We start from the raw sequence: 17,965 nt of genomic DNA, 5'->3' as shown, positions 1-17,965 counted from the left end.
TACCAGGAGGAACGAAAATATGACACATCCAGATGATCATCAAGGAGTCTGTGAACTTATAAAAGAAGCCATTCCATCAAGCAGCCGCCGTGGAGAACGTGATACGGAATATCGCCGACGCATCCTATCTGCTGCGCGCACGCTTTTAGAAACGAATGAAATAGAATCCGTCACGATGCATCAAATTGCGAAGGAATCTGGCGTGGGCCAAGGAACCTTATACCGCCGCTATACCCATATAGGCGATGTGTGCAGCGATTTGATCAAATCTACGACTAATCGGTTTATTGATATGATGGAGGAGAAGTACCTCATTGCTGGACCTCYAGAATCAGGACTAGCGCAGCTATCCGCTTGTATCCATGATGTCATTGATTTCGTTGACGAGAATGTCAGCCTGTTGTCTGTCATCTCTTCCATGCATGCAGACAAGCGCAACTACAGCATTCACAAAAAGCCTTTTTTTGTCAGACTCCACAATATCCTAGCTCCACTCATCCAAAATGCCATTCAAAATGGCGAGATCGAAGATATTGACGTCACATTGACGATCAATACGCTGCTCATTTCCCTTTTTCCAGAACAGTACACGTACCATAGAGATGTACTTGGCTATACGAAGCAGCAATTTACTGAAGGCATATGTCGACTCTTTGTAAAAGGAATATAAATCGATGAAATCAGATATGAATGCGAGCCAACGTACCTTTTGGAAGAAATATATGGCGAAAGCCAGAATAGATGTCGACTATGCGGCTTACACAAAAGTATCACGTAGTTGGAACGATGAGAACCCGGCATGCCCTGTCAATCGGCTGTATTTTATTATGGAAGGTGAAGGTTTTGTTAAAATAGGCAATCAAACCTATTATCCTCGTCCTGGCGAGCTCTACCTTCTACCTGCTGGCAGCGACCAAGCCTATGGCACGATTAGTGAGGATACCTTCGGCAAGTATTGGTGCCATTTCACTGCGAAAATCGGTGATTTGGATCTCTTTCAAATTTTGCACACCAGCCCTTCGATTGTCGTTAAGGACGCGTTAGCCCTTAGGCAAACGTTCGAAAAGTTGATTGCTTATCGTCACAGCGATGCTTTATCCGCAGAATTCCGGGTGACAGGCGTCCTTCATGAACTAATCGCGGATTTCATAGATGGCAATGCTGCCGTGAAGCTGAATTTGGCTACTACGCCAACCCACGAGAAAATGAGTGTAGTTCTGAATTACATGGAGCAGCATATGGCTGATCAGGTTTCGATTGAAACGCTTGCCCAGCTCGCTCATTATCATCCGAATTATTTCATCAATGCGTTCAAACAATTTACGGGATACTCCCCGATCCAATATATGAACCATCTGCGCTCGGAAAAAGCGAAAGATTTGCTCCTGACAACGGAGCTGAATGTCTCCCAAATTGCCGATTCCTTCGGCATGGAATTATCGTATTTCTCCCGCATGTTCAAGGAACAAACGGGATTTAAACCAACGGCGTTCCGCGATTTGCGGCCGCGGTGAGTTTTGGATGCGGTTGGAGGGCGAGACAACATCCACATCCACCGCAACACTCACACCTGCTCCTGTATCCAAACGCCTCCGCGCCAAATTTAACTGTAAATTAGGTAGTTAATTTCTTGTAAAACTAGCTAAATAGCGAAATAGATGGATAACCTCCATCTATTTTCGAGAGATTTGCCATTTACAGCTTGATATGGCAGGATTAGCTGATCTTTTTCCGTTTATTTCATTATTAAAGATGATTTCGAGAAAATTAGATGTATGTTTTCCATTTAATGGTGGTGGGCCTGGTGGACGTTGGTGGGCCTGGTGGACGTGGTTGGCGTGGCTGGTTTGCAAGGGGTTAGTTACTTGGGAGTTGGTCGCTTAGGTTAGCGAGTGAGAATTACTTGGGAGTATTAGTTACTTGAAAGAATAAATAGCATGAATAGCAGAATAGTGGCGGTTAGCCTGCATATTCGTTCATAAAGGGAGCTTTCAGCGGTAATCGTTACCGATCCAACGGTGAGGTACCACTTCCCCATAAAACAAGAACCCCCATCACATCGATGGGGGTTCTTGTTGCTAGCATCTTACGGATAAAAAGCATTCTTCGCCGTCGTCGTTGGACACCAACGCGCGTTAAGCAGGAACTTAATGAGCGTGTCTTTCGCACGCTCCGTGCCAACATAGCGTAAGGATTCCGCCGCATGCGCACGCACGTAGCGATTCTCATCGTCCAGAGCGATTTCCAATTGTGGAATCGCTGCTTCTGCACTTGCCCCTAAACGGGACAGCGCCAAGCTGGACATGAATCGCACCTGTGCACTTTCATCCTGCAGAGCGTCCCCTAAGCACGCCACCACTTGATCGTGGCCAGCTTCCATAAGACCAAGGGCATCAACGACAGCGCAGCGGATCGTCTCCGACGGATGCTGCATCAAGTTAACAAGTGCAGGTACTGCCTCGCTTGTGAGGCCTCTCAATTCACCCAGCGCGAATACGGCATTCGCGATGACTTCCTCAGAATTCGCTTCCGCCGCTTCATTCTCCCCTGCCGTCAATGCTGCAACCAATCCGCTAACAGCTTCACTTCCCGCAACAGATAAGCCATACGCAGCGAGTCGCGACACATTTTTATCCTCACTATGAAGGGCTTGAAGCAATGCGTCTACGCCACTTTGACCACTTGCCGCAAGTTCGTAAGCTGCATTAATGGCACTAGGCTCAAAACTGCTCAACCCCGCGCTCAATTCCGCGATTCGCTGCGGATCAGAAGTAATCGTGTTAGCGATGCTGCCCACTTGTCCCGACAGCCAATTCCACGTCTCTTCCCACATCAAATCGTGCTCACCTATCGGCAGCTGTAACCCCTCAGGTTTGCGCCAGCCGCTTTCTTGATTATCCCAGCTTGGCGATTGTGGCAGCTCAGTCCGCATAAATTCAAACTTCAACATATAGCGAGGCTGACCCAACACATTTGGAGTGGAGCGGTGCCAAATATCATAATGAATCAGCGCAAAAGTCCCCGCTTCCCCACTCGCCAAAACCTCACCCTCTGGTTCATTCCCTTCAAAAGTACGAGATTCGTAGTTTTGCGTACCTGGCAGTACGCCAGTCGGCCCTAATTCCACAGGTGTATCCTGTGGGAAATACATAATCATCGCCCATTGCGGGTGATGGTTGCGCGCCCTTTTGTAACCCCAATAGCTATCTTTATGCCAACCACCAGCTACGCTAGATGCATTAAAATGCCCATGCCGATGCGCATGCATCATATAATTAGGTCCTAGTACACTCGTTAACGCACCTGTTACAACGGGATGATCGAAAACCTTGCGCAGCTCGCGGATTCGAGGTAAAAGATTATTGCCAGGATTGCCTTCTTCGGTGTAAACCGTGTTCAATTGCTCTACTAAACTTTCATGGAATTCACGCGGAAAATCAGTTTTAAGAATCAGGCAGCCATTCGTAATAAACGTTCTCATTTGCTCATCAGTCAATAATAAAGGTGTGTTGCTTTGCATTGTCTCTGCCTCCTTGGCATGTAGGAATAAGTGAACCATGCTTTTATTATATGAATGATGAACCGGACATTAAATAAACAATCTTAATCCGTGCTAGCACAAAATTAAGGTATTATTATCCGCCTTACACTTTGCGACAATGATCTTAATCTTGTTGCAAATCAGGCGTTCAGTATTAATCACATCGATCCTACCTTATAAAAGCGCAGGCATAACGTAGCTATAGACGGCAATAAAGTGGCAGGTACTTCCCGCTAGCACAAACAGGTGCCAGATCGTGTGATGATAGCGCAATTTGTGCCAGAGGAAAAAAGGTACACCGCCAAGATAGCTCGCCAAACCGAGCCCCAGCCATGCAAATGCCATATGTGGAAGTCGCACATAAAGTGGGATAATGAAGAGCATCATGAAAGCTCCCATGCCCAGATACATTATTAGCCCCCAGGGCATAAAACGTTGAATGATATAGTGCACATACCTTACGCCGCCGAAGGCTAGCGCCCAAATGACAACGAGCAGCTCAATAGCAACGCGGCTATGCCAGGTAATGAGCAGGAAAGGCGTATAGGAACCCGCCATGGCGATGAATATCGCTGCGTGGTCCAGTTTCTCAAAGCGCTTCCCCCACTTKGGTGAACGCACAGCATGCAGGAGCGTCGAAGACACATAGAGTAGGCAAAAGGAAATTCCGAACACCGCGTTGCTCGCAGTGTACAGCCAATCTTCAAAAAGCACAGACCGCTGCAAGAGCAGTATGAGCCCATAGACGCTTAAACACACGCCAATCCCATGACTAACCGTGTTTAAGCGTTCCTCTTTGCGTGCAAGTTGTTCCTCCATGGGCCAAGACACTCCCCTCGCTTGTTTGTCCTAGTTTTTCCCATGGAGGTAGCGCGTATGTATGGAATGTGGGGCAGTTGCTGCTGCTCCACCCGAGATAGTCGGTTTCACCGACTATCTACCCTCCAATTGCCGCTGCTTCTCTCGAGATAGTCGGTTTCACCGACTATCTACCCTCCAATTGCCGCTGCTTCTCCCGAGATAGTCGGTTTCACCGACTAACTACCCTCCAGTTGCCGCCGCTCCTCCCGAGTTAGTCGGTTTCACCGACTAACTACCCTCCAATTGCCGCTGCTTCTCCCGAGTTAGTCGGTTTCACCGACTATCTACCCTCCAATTGCCGCTACTCCACCTGAGATAGTCGGTTTCACCGACTAACTCCCCTCCAATTGCTGCTGCTCCTCCCGAGATAGTCGGTTTCACCGACCGTTTGCCTCAGTTTTTGCCATGCAAGAGGGCTACCGCCTTTTCAGTAAACATGAACTTATGGCTTCTGGTTAACCCGCCTCCAATGGGTTGAACTAGTCCTCTACCTTCTAACCTTCGTAAAATTTTTCCACATGCATCTCTTTTAAGCTGCAACCATTGGCTCACTTCCGTCACTTGAAAAGGTTTATTACATAGCATAGCAAACCTCAATGCCTCCCGCTCATACACCGGCAACTCGAGCAACCCTGCCGCCTTGACATTACCGAATCTGCCTATCCATTCATACAGATTTCTTTGGCAGAAACTCGCTTTTTTCTCGAGCTCGTCTCGGCTATATGGGAAATACGTGTACCCGAGCATCGCAACGCTTCGAGCACGTGCCCTTTCGAATGAGAAGCGATCTCTTGTAATTTTCTCAGCGTGTGTGACAAAACTGTCTTCTTCGAACACGATTCGCAGCTTGGGATGACACACGTCCCCATATATTTTCACTCAGACAAACTTATCATTTCAAATTCAAGTTCCAAACCCTCAAACGTCCCCAATACCGGCAACACGACCTCCTCMAAAAGCTTCTTCGTTCCCGTCAAATCCCTTCGCAGCATTTCCAGTCTCTGACCTTGTGCATTTCGAACTTGCTCACTCCAAAAGATCTCATACTTCTTCTCAAACAACTCAACCGCCTCCTAGAAAAATAAAAACGCCGCCAACTCCAACAAACAGGAGCTAGCGGCGTGTGCTTCACGCTTAAATGATTGCTTCTTCACAATACCAAACTCTAGGACACTTCGCAAAACAAACTTGATTCTCTTCCTGAAAGACAGCGTCTTAATGTCGTACTTTTCAAAGTTGAGAACCTTCATGTTCCTTCTTCTTTTTAAGCAGCAAGGCAGCCAACTCTTTATGATGCTTGAACATGATGAGTAGCGTATTTCCCACCCAGATCCACAGCAGCATCGCCGCCGCATCCCTCACATACAGATAAACACCTAACAGTAGCATCCCGATCACAACCTGCTGACCATCTGCCTCCGAAGATATCGGCTTCCATTTGTTAATCATCTTCATCCCACCAAGCATGACAGCCAAAATAACCGCCAACGCAAGTGACACTTCAAACTGTGTCAATCCACTCCAGACGCCGAAAGTGACAGCGATGGCTTTGCCCCCTTTTCCACGCAAAAATGGCGAAAATGCATGCCCAAATATCGGTGCTAACGCGATTGGGATCAATCCATACCCTGACATCCCTCCAACTTCCACCGCCAATCGAATAATCAGATACCCTTTGATAAAATCAAGCAATACCCCAGCAATGCCCAGCCGATATCCCGCCGCTTTCCACAAATTAAGGGCACCTGGGTTGCCGTCCCCGACGGTTTTTAGGTTTTTGCGAGCTAACCGACCTAACCAGTAACTAAACATGAGCGCACCTGATACAAAAGCACAAATCGTCCAAACAATGATCATTGCTCTCGCCTGCTTCCTACTTTGACATGCCGCCCTTTCCAGGCCACATGCCCTAGAAATACGACCTGATACATCGAGTACAGCATGACCATAATGAAAAATAACGTCGACACGATGTGCAGCCCGGGCGTAACAATGCCGAAAATTCCAACGTATTTTACAAAATAAAAAAGCTGCGCCATGTATAAGAGATAGCCGATGAATAGCGGAATGCCCCATGATGTCGCTAGGAAAAAAKGGAATGCTGCTGAGAGAACCAGCCCAATCACCCAAATAGCGGTTAGCGTAAGGGTACCTGCTTTAAGTTTAGACGTGCCTAGGACAGCGCCTTTGCCGAAGCCTTGAATTTGACTTTTTAGACCCTGAGGATACATTCTAAAAGAGACCTGTCCATAGCCGATAAAATTATTCACCGGAATACCTGATTTTGCATACGTAGCGCCGAGATTCAGGTCGTCCAACATTTCTGATTTGATGCCTTCGTGGCCTTTGATCGATTCGTAATCTTCCCTAGTCGTCAAAATACAAGACCCATAGAGGCCTTTCTGTTTATTATTTTTCTCAAAAGGAGACGTAAACGCAAATACACCGAGCACATTGAAGATGAGCGCTAGTTTCTCTCTTAGATTCTCTGTGTAATGGTAGGGAACGATCGACAGGACTCCACCTAATTTATTCCGTGTTTTTACCAAACATTCTAATGCTCGAGGTGCAAATCGAATATCGGCATCCAGGAAAGCAATAAGATCGCCGGTGGCGTGGGAATAACCGTTCCATACTGCCCAGTTTTTGCCCGTCCATCCGTCAGGCAGTTGAGGATTAGAAATCACGGTAACGCCGTAACTTTCAGCGATTTCCTTCGTGTGATCCTCCGAAAAATCATCCACCACGATGACTTCATAGGGTTCCAAGGTTTGGATTTTCAGGGCATGAAGAAGGTGAGGGAGATTGTCCGCTTCATTCCTAGCCGGAATAATAACAGACAACTTAACTTCATTCAGAGCTTGATCGGTGCTGCGCGGTATCACTTGTCTTCTGAAGATCAAGAAACCAGACAGACACCCTACGACACATATGACTAGTAACGTCATCCTTGGAACTCCTCCTTCACATCTCACTGTTAACGGATCCTGAGCGAGACATTAATTCGATCCGGGAATACAGGCTATATAGATGTATATGAAAGTTCAATCGCTTCTCATGCGAACAATTCACTCGGTATGTTATAATATTGCTTATCACCTTATTGGAGGCATCCTTATTTATGAAAATTTATGTCATCCTCTCTTTTGATGGGGAAACACTTGAGAATGTTTATGTCGGTCCCGACGAGGAAAAAGCGCTTGCGTTTAAACCGGCTGATTTTGAAAATTGCGATGCACTCTTTGTGGAAATTTGGGAAGACGGGGAAAAGACCGATGATTTCCGTTTAGAAGAAGAGGAAGAATTGGAAGAAGATGATGTACAATATGAGGACGTGGATCTGGTTAACGAAGAAGACAATGAGGAAGAAGTGAAATAAGTTTTCCCTCTATATCACATAGAAAGGACGATTACATATGGATTATGCGTTCGCTATTGAACCGGCTGCGTTTACTCGTTTTGATGAAGAGTCCGAGCTGATCGAGCAATGTAAAGAATGGGGTTTAGTTTCTGAAAAAGCGGTAAAAGCGAAAGCCTTTTTCTATAAAGGGAATAGCCTTAATGTGGCATGTAATATCGTCGGTCTTGTAGATCCGATGACAGCTGTCATTGAATTGGATACGAAGCAGTTGCACTGCATTCATCCTTCCTACTTGAAGGAAATGCAAGCAGCGAACTATAGCCAGCGTGGTGCGGCTCTAGCTGAAGATGCTGCTGTTGCGGATGAATTGGAGACTGCTGAGCCGGAAGAAAAGCCAGCCAAAGCTGCAAAAACGGCGAAAGCTGAAGTTACAACTGAAGATGGACAAGCTGCTCCTGCTGAGAAAGCGCCTGCTAAGGAAAAAACGAAAAAAGAGAAAGCCCCTAAACTGGAGCTTCCTGAAGAAAAAGTGAAAATGAAGGCAACGGTTATGGAGTTTACGACCGTGCCGAACAACTTCTCAGACACCGATGATGAAGTCATCATCTATGAAACTGTATCCATTCTGGATCCAGCTTTGGACATCGGCACTGCGTGGTCAAGCCACAGCGCAACACTCAAAAAGCTCGAACTCGCCGTCGGCGACATCGTCACTTTCGAGTGCAAAATCGTCGCGAAGAAGCTGAGTAAGCACCCGGTGCCGTATAAGATCAACAATCCGGGAAAGATGCAGAAAGTAACGGAATAAGGAAAAGGAAGAGCTTCAGCCCCTTTTTGGGGGCTGGAGTTTTTTTGGTTAGCGGGGCGGGGGCCGATTGCGCGGCTAGAATTCTGATGCTGTGGAGGGGATAATGCCCAAAAAGGGCCTTATTTCCTCGCGCGCCGACCGGCGAACTCACAATAGCGCCTAAAAGGGCGCTATTGCCTTGGCTGCGCTCGCTTCCCTGGCGTTTCAGGTACTTTAAAGCCTACACAACCTTTCTCACTGCATAAACTCATCCTCTTCCACTTTAATATTTCAAAACTTAGCTACTCCACACATTATCCCCTCCAAACATACACGATTCACACTTACACATATGGGAAAGAGCTACATGGACACAAAATACACACCAACTAGAAGCTAGATTTGTTCTTGAAATCAACTCAATCTGACCCAAAAGGGATATATCGAGAGTTATTTCAGTTTCCCCCTTCCCTACTACTCCACTTTCTGTTGCCAAAGGCACACTCCAAAATCAACCCCTACATGCTATAATTAGCACTAAGAAAGGTGCTGATCAGATGGCTCCCAACCTGACAACCATGCAGCCGGCAGAAACGATCGGCATGCTTGCGGATTATCATTTCCCGCCATATATTACGTTAGCTCATATGTTCCATGCCCCTCAGGGATGGGCGATACGCAACCGAGAGATGACGCAGTTCATCCTGCAATATGTCGTCGATGGTTTTGCTCACTATCCCGTTGGCGACATTCCMTATGAGACGCGCCGCGGGGATCTCTTATTTCATCGTCCGAATGAACGCCACTCGATTATCAAAGAGGACCACAGTCCTTATGTATGTATTTCACTTGTCTTCCATTTTGGTACGTCTGCGTTCCCTTACGAGGAACTCTTTAAACATAAGCATCTGCTCGGTAATTTCGCGGATCATCCGGTAGAAACGATGCTATCCCAGCTTGTTTCGCATTATCGCCAACCAGGACTTGTGCATCAAATGCACTGTCAAAGCTTACTCATGCGTATTCTTGCTGAAGCCGCGCAAGCTTTCGAAACGGGAACAACCCGCGCCAAAACTGACGCAATCACGATGCCCAAACTCGTCTTAATCAAAAACTATCTCACCGAGCACTACAACCGCGAAATTCAAATTAAAGAACTGGAAGACGTTTCGGGCCTGAGCAAAAATTACATTTTGACCTTATTCCGCCAACATGTCGGCATGTCTCCTATGCAGTACTTGACGTGGATTCGCATTAACAAGGCCAAGGAGTTGGCCATACACAGCAGCCTTTCCTTCAGTGAGATCGCGGATCGTGTCGGCTATTCGGATGTCCACACCTTCGGGCGTATGTTCAAGAAAAAAACGGGGCAAAGTTTAACCCAGTTTTGTTCGAATTTGATCTATTCTTAGCTCGTTGGGACGCGGCTGGTCGGGCACTACTTTGGATTGCTGCTCCCCCCTCCCACGCAAATTAACTGGAAAATCTTTGGTTGGCACCTCATTGCCCACATAACAAAAAAGCCGTCCCCCATCCATCTACTTGGAGGAACAGCCTCATCTTCACTTATGCACGCCAATATTCCGTATGCGTATACCGGTAAGTCTTCGGTACTTGCTTCGTACCTATCGCGAATGCGCCTTTCGGCTGATACTCGTATGGTTTTTCACCTGACGTGTAGGCCGCTTCTTTGCGCTTTTCGATACAATCGACGAGCATATGCTGCTTCAACGATAGATACTCTAGCGTATGCGGACCATATTCCGCTTCAATTTCACCTGGGCGGAACTCGTAGTACACGGTACGGCGAAGCGCATTGCCATCCCCCTCAGGTGAGCCATGCAGCAGCTGAATATTGTGGAAAATGACATCCCCAGGATTCATTGGCACGGGTACAGCATCGCTGACATCGAAGCCTGGCAGTGCGCAGCGTTCCTCGGCAACCTCAGCTGCCMAATGGTTTGAACCAGGAATAACCMACAAGCATGACTTCAGATCCGCCTCATCCAAATAAAAATCAACATTGAAGATCGGCCGTGGATCTGTACAGCCCTCAGGCACTAACGCATCGCGATGCCAAGGCACGCTAGCCGCCTGATTCGGGATTTTCACAACTAGGGAATCCCATGTAGGAATGAAGTTAATCCCTTGAATCTTCGCAACTGATCGCAAAATAAACGGATGCGCAAGCAAAGCCTTATTCGCTTCTTGCTTGTCGATAATATACTCTGTCCGCCAGTATTTGCGTTCACCATTTTTCCTCACACGGTACAGATAATCCTCGTCACCACTACCAGCCATTCCAATGTCAACGGCCTTCATCGTTTGCTCCTGCAGGAGTCGAAGCTCCTCTCCAACTACCGCATTCCGAATAACAAGGAAACCATTTTCTAAGAAAAACTGCGCTTGCTCGCTTGTAATTTCATCTTGCAGTAAAGCATCAGCTTCAGGAATATGAATCTTTTGTTGGCTCATGCGAACAACCTCCTCAAATAACTTTGATACCTTTACTTTACTGCAACGGTTAGCGAAAATCTTTAGTCTAAACAGGCATAATGGTTGCCAAAAGCACACTGTCCACTTTGATATTCTTGCTTCCAGATCGGGTGGACAATCCTTCCGGAGATGCCGACCTCGATTTCATTGCTCTCTTGCAAACCATATGAAGTACCAAATTGCGATGCGCGAGCTTGGTAGTACTGCAGTGGCAGTCGATTAAGCCGCGTTGGGTTGGGTTGGGTTGGGTTGGGTTGGGAATGCTCAAGCCAAATAACTGGAAAACCTACAGCTAATCTGGAGGAATTAACGCGATAATTTGTTTTAGATGGAAATTATGTAGTTAATTTACTCAAATTTGACCATTACGACAAAAAAGACTGAATTTAACTGTATGAAATCCATCTAATGTCTGATTAGACGGAATTTCATGGAAATTAACTGGAGGAAATACATTTATTCGCGGCGAGTAAGGCAGATGTCGCAAAGTGCAAACTCTACTCTACTCTACTCTACTCTACTCTACTCTACTCTACTCTCAGCCCCATACTAGCTAATCTTTACTCTTCACTCCCTACCCACTCACCATCACACTATCCATCTCCAAACCTGATCCACTCTCAACACCAACTGAAACAAATCCATCTATCCGCCGCTGAAACGTGCTCCCCCAAAAACTAAAAAAACACCAGACCATGTCGGGTGCTTCACACTGGGTAGTCCCAGTCATTATGATGTGATTCTACTCGCCTAATGTTTCAATCTTCTTCTCGCTTCGAGCTCCTGCTTCAATGCTTGTTCCACCAACTCGGCCATCATATCGAATTTCTCAGCAACCGTGTAGGGAGACAAAGCCCCGCAGTGCGAACAACGCTGCATATGGAGTTCTGTTGGTTTGGAGCACGATTTGCAAGTAATCATGAGATGTTGTCCCCTTTGTGTAAATAAGATATATCCATTATACACTTCTGGCACGTATCCCACACCTTTAGTTCGTGCGGAACGTTCGTGGAGAGCTTCCGTATTTCTGCTTGAATGCTCTTTCGAAATGCGTTAATGTGTTGAAGCCTGAGGCGAAGCAGATTTCAGTAATCGGAATGTCCGAAGCTTGCAGAAGTGATTTGGCAAATTGCAACCGTAGCCCTTGCAAGTAGTTTTGGAACGAAATACCTGTCATTTTATGAAAAACGAGACTAAAATAATTCGGCGCCAATCCAGCTTGCTTAGCAGCATCTTCCAAACGGAGTTCTTCCCGAAAATGATGATGCATATAAACAAGCGCCCGCTGAAGCGTTGAAGACTGAGACTGTGTAACCTGCAACTCTGGCTGATCTTTACGTTCGTGATAAGTTCGAAATAAGTTCAAAAGGATCCGCTCGAAAGCCCCTTTGATCAGAATAGCATGTCCTGGCTTCTTTAATTGAACCTCATCACGTATCAGTTGAAACTCGGACTCTATAATCTCATGATGCGTCTCGTTCAGATCTACCATATATTCCGCAACTTGCCCAAACATGAATTCCCGCAGTTCTTGATCGAGCAACTCTTCATCAAACACTAGATTATAAAGTTCCATCGGCTCATTTGGATACGAATAGATTTCGTGGAAATCAGCAGGAGTTAGTAGAAACAAGCTGCCTTTCCGCAGCTCATGCTCGGTTCCATTCACAACATTCTTACCTCTGCCTCGAACTACAAAGCAAAGCTCATAGAATTCGTGCCAATGTAGTTCATGGTACTTATTGATATACTGAAAGTAAATTTGAAAGGAGGAAGCAGGATGAATAAATTGTTCATTCGTTAGTCTTACCGGTTGTTTTTTCATCCAAGTCCTCCTCATCCCACATTTCGTTTAGAATGAATGAATGAATACTTAATCTCTTCTATTATACATTCGCGTAACTATTTCCTGCTAAGTCTTTACCGCGAGCGAGCCATACTTTGAAATTTGGATTTTTGTCCGCGTAGACCTTCGTATCCGTAGAGAAATAGCGCATCGTATATCCGCAGCGACGGAATTCACTCTTGTTCGGATCCGCACCATGAATAATTCGTGAATCATGCAAGGAACATTGACCTCTTTGCAGTTCAAAATGAACGGCAGTCGATGTATCCATATTCTTGATTTGCGTAGTGAAGAGATTCTTGGCACCATCTACTTTCTCATACTCAGAGAACCCATTACTGTGTGTGCCTGGAATAACTTGCATGCAGCCATTTTCCTTCGTGCTATTATCGATGGCTAACCATATTGTAATAATATTATCGAAGTTACTAACGCGGCCCTTCCAATAAGCAGAATCCTCATGCCATGGCGTCGCTCGTCCAACGAATGGATCCTTACATATAAAGTGAGAAGACCACAAACCAATGTTAGGTCCGATAATAGGCTCAACGAGATCCAATACTTCATCAGCTAAAAGATACTGTAATAGACGCTCTTCACGGAAATGCGGGGTGTCTAACTCGTCTGAGAGCTTGCTGCCTTTTTGCTTCAGTTGATCTTCAAACAGCTCCGTTAATTCGGTTAATTTCTCTGGGGAGAATACTTGCTTCTCATAGAGAAAATACCCATTCTTTTTATAAAACGCGACTTCTTCTTGTGTTAATTTACTCATTGTAGCCCCTCCTGAAAGTGTAATCTCATCTACACACTAACTATATCCTGAAATAGGATCCGGAGGCTTATCGTAAGCTTAGAAGAAGTTAGCATATCTTCAGGTTCTTAACTTTTTTACACCCAAAACCAGAATACAAGCAACAGCATCGTAAAGCGAACGATCTCATAAGAGGTGTCTACAGCCACGACTAGCCAACTTTTGAACTGCCAAACCTTTTTACCAACTGTAAACGGAAGCGTGTAACCTGCTGCTACTAGCATAGTGAACCAAAAAGCATTCTTCAGACTATCGCCATCATAACCAAATGCTTGTCCACCTGATTTCCAAAGCTCTAAACAAACTGCGAATGCAATGGAAGTTATGAAAGATACAAGAATATAAATCACAAAAGACTGGATTTTATCCGCTTTACTTACGTTAAGATCGGTTTGCACTCCCTTGCCGTACATCTGCTTCTGATAAGGTTTGGCCCATATAACAGCCATCCAAAGAAAACCTAACACTAATGATAAAATCCCCGTAACGAATACGGCCCAATAATTAATTTCTTGAAATAACATTTCCAATCCCCTCTTCACCTATATATCGTTATGCGAAACCATTTGGTTTCGTTTCCATTATATACAACCATTTGGTTTCATGTCAATTCCTTATTTCTGTAAAAAGTATACAGAAGTCTAATCGTTTTTCGTGAAGTTCCACTCTTGTACATATCAACCATTCACCTAATGACATATGCATAGAATTAGATAAACCTAAACTGGTTTATGTGAGGTGAACTTTCGTATTCACAGCAATGAAAAGGTATACCTGTAGTGGACACAAGCGTATTTTCGCTGCAGAAGTAAGTATTTTAGAACGTACAATTCACTTTAAAATACGTGATGGAGTGATGGTGGTGGAAAATTATCAAATCGTTCCCTGGATCGATGACGTCTTAGAGCCAGGAATCGTAGCTAACATGTATGTTCCTCCTGGGTTAGAAATGCTGGCACGAGAAGTCATGGGACATTATGATTTTCAAGTCAATGATATGCTCTTGATTACTTCAAAGCCAGATAAAGGTGGAGCTATTTGGAAAATCAGCACAAGTAAGGGCAATCTCAGTATTAAATGTTTGCACAGACGACCTAGAAGAAGTCTTTTCAGTGTTGGAGCTCAATCCTACATGTCTGGTTTAGGCCACCGAGTTCCATCTTTCATCCCAACGAGGGAAGGGAATTTCTACGTTGAAGCAGGCGGTAAACTCTGGATCGTTACTGACTGGATTGAACCCCTAGTGCCCGTATCCAAAGTCGACTTGGAAGGCGCTTCTCAGCTGTGCTTTGGCTTAGGGGAATTCCATAATAACTCCAAAGGCTATGTCCCTCCTAGCGGTTCGGAGAAATCCTCGCGCATCTATGGATGGGGCAAATATTACGAAAAAATAATTGCCAAAATTGGTTGGTTTCAGGATATCGCCCTCGCCTACTCTGACACTGCAGCAAGCGCAGACTTACTTGCCGTTATTGAAGAATTCAAGAAGCAAGCTAACGACATGTATCAACGTTTCCAGAATTCCCCTTACCAACAGATGATTGCAAAAGGTGAACCCCATTGGGGACTTGCCCATCAAGATTTTGGATGGTCGAACGGTCAAATGGGACCTGGCGGTATCTGGGTCATCGATTTAGACGGTGTTTCCTACGATTTGCCGATTCGAGATCTAAGGAAATTAATTACGAGCACCATGGATGATATGGGTGTGTGGGATATAACTTGGATTCGCGGCATGATTGAGGCCTATCATAAAGCCAACCCTCTTGACCAAGAAACCTTCGAAATCTTGTGGATCGATATGGCTTTTCCTAATGAATTTTATAAGCATGTCAAAGAAATCGTGTTTAATCCTCAATTATTCCTTGACACTGAACTTGCGTCGATTCTTCAAAGAGTGATGACAACGGAAACAAGTAAATGGCAAGCATTAACCGAGCTCGAAAAAGATAAGGCAAATTACCCTGCTGGAGACTACTCGTCGGAATACGTCAAACCGTCTATCCAACGTCCGTCTTTTGTACTTCCAGGAGATGTGTTAACGCCTATTTACTCCGAAATGCCCGTTACGCCAATCGTACCAACTTCGCCTTCTGTTGAAGAGATCTTACCGATCCCACTTGTGCAAGAGCCTGTTTATGCTGAGTCTCCTGTTGCGGAGGAACCTGTTTACGCCAAGAAACCAGTTGTTGAGGAGACTCCAATGCCAGTACTCATTCAACTCCCTGCTCGCGGACAAAAGCAATTTAAACTTCGCGTTCCAAGGAAGCGACGCGCTATGAGAAAAACTAGAATCATCAAGAAAACTCGTTATCTGAAACGCAGAAAATTAAGAAGACTCACAAAATGGAAGCGTTCCTCGGATGTTAGAATCTTTTACGGATACAAAAGTTACAAAAAATGGCTTGCTAAGAATAAAATGAAGCCTGTATCTCGTTCTCGAAAAAAACCAATGAAACGTAAACTAGGACTTAAGAAGCCTATTAAACGTGTAGTGAAACCAACAATGAAAAAAATACAACAACCTCGAACAACTAAGAAAGTACCTCCACCGTGGATTAAAAGGCAGATTCCCCCTAGAAAAAGGACTGCCTGAGAAAGGAAGCTGTTAACTCGTGAACATTCTGATGATTTGTACGGAAAAGCTGCCTGTCCCCAACATTCGAGGGGGAGCTATTCAAACCTATATTGACGGTGTGGCTTCGCTATTAAGTAAACATCACAGAATTACTATTTTAGGTAGAACGGACCCAGATTTGCCAAACGATGAAGTCACGAATGGTATCCACTATGTTCGTGTGGAATCACATGGTCTACTTGAATCATACGCTGCAGGGGTTATCCAATTTCTACAACATACGCCGGAGCACTTTGATATTATTCAAATTTTCAACCGCCCTTTACTAGTCCTTCCTGTTAGGGAAGTAGCACCTACATCGCGGATTATTCTTAGTATGCATAATGATATGTTCAATCCTTTTAAGATCAACCTTACCGAGGGTACTCAAGTTATTGAACAAACTGAACGTATTATTACGATTAGCCAGTATATCGGAACGGCCATCTGTGATTACTACCCACAAGCAGCTGGTAAAATAAAACCGATATATTCCGGCGTTGACCTGAATCGCTTTGCTCCATGGTTGGAATCCGAACAGGCAAGGAGCGCTCGTGAGAGCCTTAGAGCAGAACACAACCTCTCCAATAAGAAAGTCATTTTGTTTGTGGGGAGGCTAACTCGCAATAAAGGTCCTCATGTGTTGGTGCGAGCAATGTCTCAAATCAACCATCCTGATGCAGTACTCGTTGTTGTCGGTGGTGCCTGGTTCAGCGATAACTCGGTCAGTGACTATGTCGCTTACGTCAGAGCACTTGCCGTGCGCTCACCTCTACCAGTCATAACAACCGGCTATGTGCAAGCGCAAGATGTCCACCGCTGGTTCTGTGCAGGAGATGTCTTTGTATGTACTTCGATTTGGCAGGAGCCGTTAGCACGTGTACATTATGAAGCGATGGCCGCTGGCTTACCCTTCCTAACAACAGCTAGAGGCGGCAATCCAGAGATTGTTAAGAATAATAACGGATTACTCATCAATAACCCAGAAGACCCGAGCGAATACGCACAGAAACTAAATTCCTTGTTGTCTGATATGAACCATGCACGACATATGGGACTTAACGGACGAAGATTGGCAGAACAATATTTCCCATGGGAACGCGTTGCTCAGGAAATTCTTGCCGTCTGGGAACAACGATAAGTATACATTTGCAGATTTCTAGTTAACTTAACTGGCTGTCCCACAAGTAGACACTTCTACTTAGGGACAGCCCACTTTATGTGCAGTGAGTCTCAGAGCAAGTATGGCTAATAACGGATACCGAAGTGCAGGAAAACCCCTTTCTACAAGTATGGTACTTCTGCCAAATAGCAGAAGCCATAGCAAGAGTAAGAGGTTTCCTTACTTGCCTAATCTATTGGATAACTTTAATACGATTACTTATGCTTCTTCCTCTTCATCATCTTCATCATCGTCGTCGTCGTCGTCGTCATCGTCATCTTCATCTTCTTCTTCTTCTTCTTCAGCGTTTACAACCGATGTTGTTACTTCTTCTTCTTCTTCATCTTCTTCATCTTCTTCTTCTTCTTCTTCTTCTTCTTCTTCTTCTTCTTCTTCTTCTTCTTCTTCACCAAACGCTATCTTGGAACCATCAGCTAATTCAATCTCAACTTCATCAACTTCTGCCCAAGCGATGTCTTTCAT

Annotated in this window: 19 protein-coding genes; 7 read left to right on the top strand and 12 right to left on the bottom strand. The window is 45.2% G+C overall.

Features of this window, described 5'->3' with window-relative positions; genetic code table 11:
* The first annotated feature begins 19 nt into the window (after nt 1–19).
* Both AC1DLM_RS24925 and AC1DLM_RS24920 read left to right on the top strand, forming a co-directional pair.
* Nucleotides 20–670, top strand: coding sequence for a TetR/AcrR family transcriptional regulator (locus AC1DLM_RS24925; protein WP_477571479.1), 651 nt, complete (start codon nt 20–22; stop codon nt 668–670).
* Nucleotides 671–674: 4 nt separating this feature from the next.
* Entirely contained in the window at nt 675–1,514 is an 840-nt protein-coding gene (locus AC1DLM_RS24920; protein WP_477571478.1) for a helix-turn-helix domain-containing protein, read from the top strand.
* A 572-nt stretch (nt 1,515–2,086) separates the two neighbouring features.
* Here the strand turns inward: AC1DLM_RS24920 and AC1DLM_RS24915 are convergent.
* From AC1DLM_RS24915 to AC1DLM_RS24890, 6 genes are all read right to left on the bottom strand, one after another.
* Nucleotides 2,087–3,520, bottom strand: coding sequence for a HEAT repeat domain-containing protein (locus AC1DLM_RS24915; protein WP_441991871.1), 1,434 nt, complete (start codon nt 3,518–3,520; stop codon nt 2,087–2,089).
* A gap of 195 nt (nt 3,521–3,715) precedes the next feature.
* Nucleotides 3,716–4,360 (bottom strand): PAQR family membrane homeostasis protein TrhA, encoded by a 645-nt coding sequence (gene trhA, locus AC1DLM_RS24910; RefSeq protein WP_441991872.1) that lies wholly within the window; start codon nt 4,358–4,360, stop codon nt 3,716–3,718.
* Between the two features lie 435 nt (nt 4,361–4,795).
* Nucleotides 4,796–5,281, bottom strand: coding sequence for a hypothetical protein (locus tag AC1DLM_RS24905; RefSeq protein WP_441991873.1), 486 nt, complete (start codon nt 5,279–5,281; stop codon nt 4,796–4,798).
* Entirely contained in the window at nt 5,278–5,463 is a 186-nt protein-coding gene (locus AC1DLM_RS24900; RefSeq protein ID WP_477571477.1) for a hypothetical protein, read from the bottom strand. The genes AC1DLM_RS24905 and AC1DLM_RS24900 overlap by 4 nt, the downstream gene beginning before the upstream one ends.
* Nucleotides 5,464–5,632: 169 nt before the next feature.
* Nucleotides 5,633–6,259 carry a glycerol-3-phosphate acyltransferase gene (locus AC1DLM_RS24895; protein ID WP_441991875.1) on the bottom strand — a complete coding sequence of 209 codons (627 nt, stop codon included), beginning with the start codon at nt 6,257–6,259 and terminating at the stop codon, nt 5,633–5,635.
* On the bottom strand, nt 6,256–7,350 hold the full coding sequence (locus AC1DLM_RS24890) for a glycosyltransferase family 2 protein (RefSeq protein ID WP_477571476.1): 1,095 nt from the start codon (nt 7,348–7,350) through the stop codon (nt 6,256–6,258). Before AC1DLM_RS24890 ends, AC1DLM_RS24895 begins: the two co-directional genes overlap by 4 nt.
* A 173-nt stretch (nt 7,351–7,523) precedes the next feature.
* Between AC1DLM_RS24890 and AC1DLM_RS24885 the strand changes: the two genes are divergently transcribed.
* The 3 genes from AC1DLM_RS24885 (at nt 7,524) to AC1DLM_RS24875 (ending at nt 9,962) form a co-directional block, all read left to right on the top strand.
* Complete coding sequence (locus tag AC1DLM_RS24885; RefSeq protein ID WP_441991877.1) at nt 7,524–7,781, top strand: hypothetical protein; 258 nt, start codon at nt 7,524–7,526, stop codon at nt 7,779–7,781.
* A 37-nt stretch (nt 7,782–7,818) separates the two neighbouring features.
* Entirely contained in the window at nt 7,819–8,571 is a 753-nt protein-coding gene (locus tag AC1DLM_RS24880) for a hypothetical protein (protein ID WP_441991878.1), read from the top strand.
* A gap of 536 nt (nt 8,572–9,107) precedes the next feature.
* The gene (locus AC1DLM_RS24875) at nt 9,108–9,962 is read left to right on the top strand and encodes a helix-turn-helix transcriptional regulator (RefSeq protein WP_477571475.1); all 855 of its coding nucleotides are present in this window, start codon (nt 9,108–9,110) and stop codon (nt 9,960–9,962) included.
* Between the two features lie 154 nt (nt 9,963–10,116).
* On the opposite strand, the gene AC1DLM_RS24870 is transcribed toward AC1DLM_RS24875, so the two are convergent.
* From AC1DLM_RS24870 to AC1DLM_RS24850, 5 genes are all read right to left on the bottom strand, one after another.
* Entirely contained in the window at nt 10,117–11,025 is a 909-nt protein-coding gene (locus tag AC1DLM_RS24870; RefSeq protein ID WP_477571474.1) for a phytanoyl-CoA dioxygenase family protein, read from the bottom strand.
* Between the two features lie 771 nt (nt 11,026–11,796).
* Nucleotides 11,797–11,967 carry a hypothetical protein gene (locus tag AC1DLM_RS24865; protein WP_171634938.1) on the bottom strand — a complete coding sequence of 57 codons (171 nt, stop codon included), beginning with the start codon at nt 11,965–11,967 and terminating at the stop codon, nt 11,797–11,799.
* A 67-nt stretch (nt 11,968–12,034) separates the two neighbouring features.
* Nucleotides 12,035–12,871, bottom strand: a complete 837-nt coding sequence (locus tag AC1DLM_RS24860; protein ID WP_441991881.1) for an AraC family transcriptional regulator — start codon at nt 12,869–12,871, stop codon at nt 12,035–12,037.
* Nucleotides 12,872–12,932: 61 nt separating this feature from the next.
* Nucleotides 12,933–13,664 carry a phytanoyl-CoA dioxygenase family protein gene (locus AC1DLM_RS24855; RefSeq protein ID WP_441991882.1) on the bottom strand — a complete coding sequence of 244 codons (732 nt, stop codon included), beginning with the start codon at nt 13,662–13,664 and terminating at the stop codon, nt 12,933–12,935.
* A 116-nt stretch (nt 13,665–13,780) separates the two neighbouring features.
* Entirely contained in the window at nt 13,781–14,227 is a 447-nt protein-coding gene (locus tag AC1DLM_RS24850) for a DUF1761 domain-containing protein (RefSeq protein WP_441991275.1), read from the bottom strand.
* A 332-nt stretch (nt 14,228–14,559) separates the two neighbouring features.
* Between AC1DLM_RS24850 and AC1DLM_RS24845 the strand changes: the two genes are divergently transcribed.
* Both AC1DLM_RS24845 and AC1DLM_RS24840 read left to right on the top strand, forming a co-directional pair.
* Entirely contained in the window at nt 14,560–16,299 is a 1,740-nt protein-coding gene (locus tag AC1DLM_RS24845; RefSeq protein WP_441991274.1) for a CotS family spore coat protein, read from the top strand.
* Nucleotides 16,300–16,318: 19 nt separating this feature from the next.
* Nucleotides 16,319–17,461, top strand: coding sequence for a glycosyltransferase family 4 protein (locus AC1DLM_RS24840; protein ID WP_441991273.1), 1,143 nt, complete (start codon nt 16,319–16,321; stop codon nt 17,459–17,461).
* A 240-nt stretch (nt 17,462–17,701) separates the two neighbouring features.
* Here AC1DLM_RS24840 and AC1DLM_RS24835 read toward each other — a convergent pair.
* The coding region (locus tag AC1DLM_RS24835; RefSeq protein ID WP_477571473.1) for a hypothetical protein at nt 17,702–17,965 on the bottom strand (264 nt) is incomplete at its 5' end.

The sequence above is a fragment of the Paenibacillus sp. 01T442 genome, assembly GCF_056398345.1.
The sequence above is the reverse complement of the archived record's forward strand: the minus strand, read 5'-3'. Positions and strand labels throughout refer to the sequence as shown.

Bases quoted from the DNA above. Each gene is read 5' to 3' on its own strand.
- AC1DLM_RS24920 (WP_477571478.1), top strand. From the start codon at position 675: ATGAAATCAGATATGAATGCGAGCCAACGTACCTTTTGGAAGAAATAT.
- AC1DLM_RS24915 (WP_441991871.1), bottom strand. From the start codon at position 3,520: ATGCAAAGCAACACACCTTTATTATTGACTGATGAGCAAATGAGAACG.
- AC1DLM_RS24895 (WP_441991875.1), bottom strand. From the start codon at position 6,259: ATGATCATTGTTTGGACGATTTGTGCTTTTGTATCAGGTGCGCTCATG.
- AC1DLM_RS24885 (WP_441991877.1), top strand. From the start codon at position 7,524: ATGAAAATTTATGTCATCCTCTCTTTTGATGGGGAAACACTTGAGAAT.
- AC1DLM_RS24880 (WP_441991878.1), top strand. From the start codon at position 7,819: ATGGATTATGCGTTCGCTATTGAACCGGCTGCGTTTACTCGTTTTGAT.
- AC1DLM_RS24865 (WP_171634938.1), bottom strand. From the start codon at position 11,967: ATGATTACTTGCAAATCGTGCTCCAAACCAACAGAACTCCATATGCAG.
- AC1DLM_RS24860 (WP_441991881.1), bottom strand. From the start codon at position 12,871: ATGAAAAAACAACCGGTAAGACTAACGAATGAACAATTTATTCATCCT.
- AC1DLM_RS24855 (WP_441991882.1), bottom strand. From the start codon at position 13,664: ATGAGTAAATTAACACAAGAAGAAGTCGCGTTTTATAAAAAGAATGGG.
- AC1DLM_RS24850 (WP_441991275.1), bottom strand. From the start codon at position 14,227: ATGTTATTTCAAGAAATTAATTATTGGGCCGTATTCGTTACGGGGATT.
- AC1DLM_RS24845 (WP_441991274.1), top strand. From the start codon at position 14,560: ATGGTGGTGGAAAATTATCAAATCGTTCCCTGGATCGATGACGTCTTA.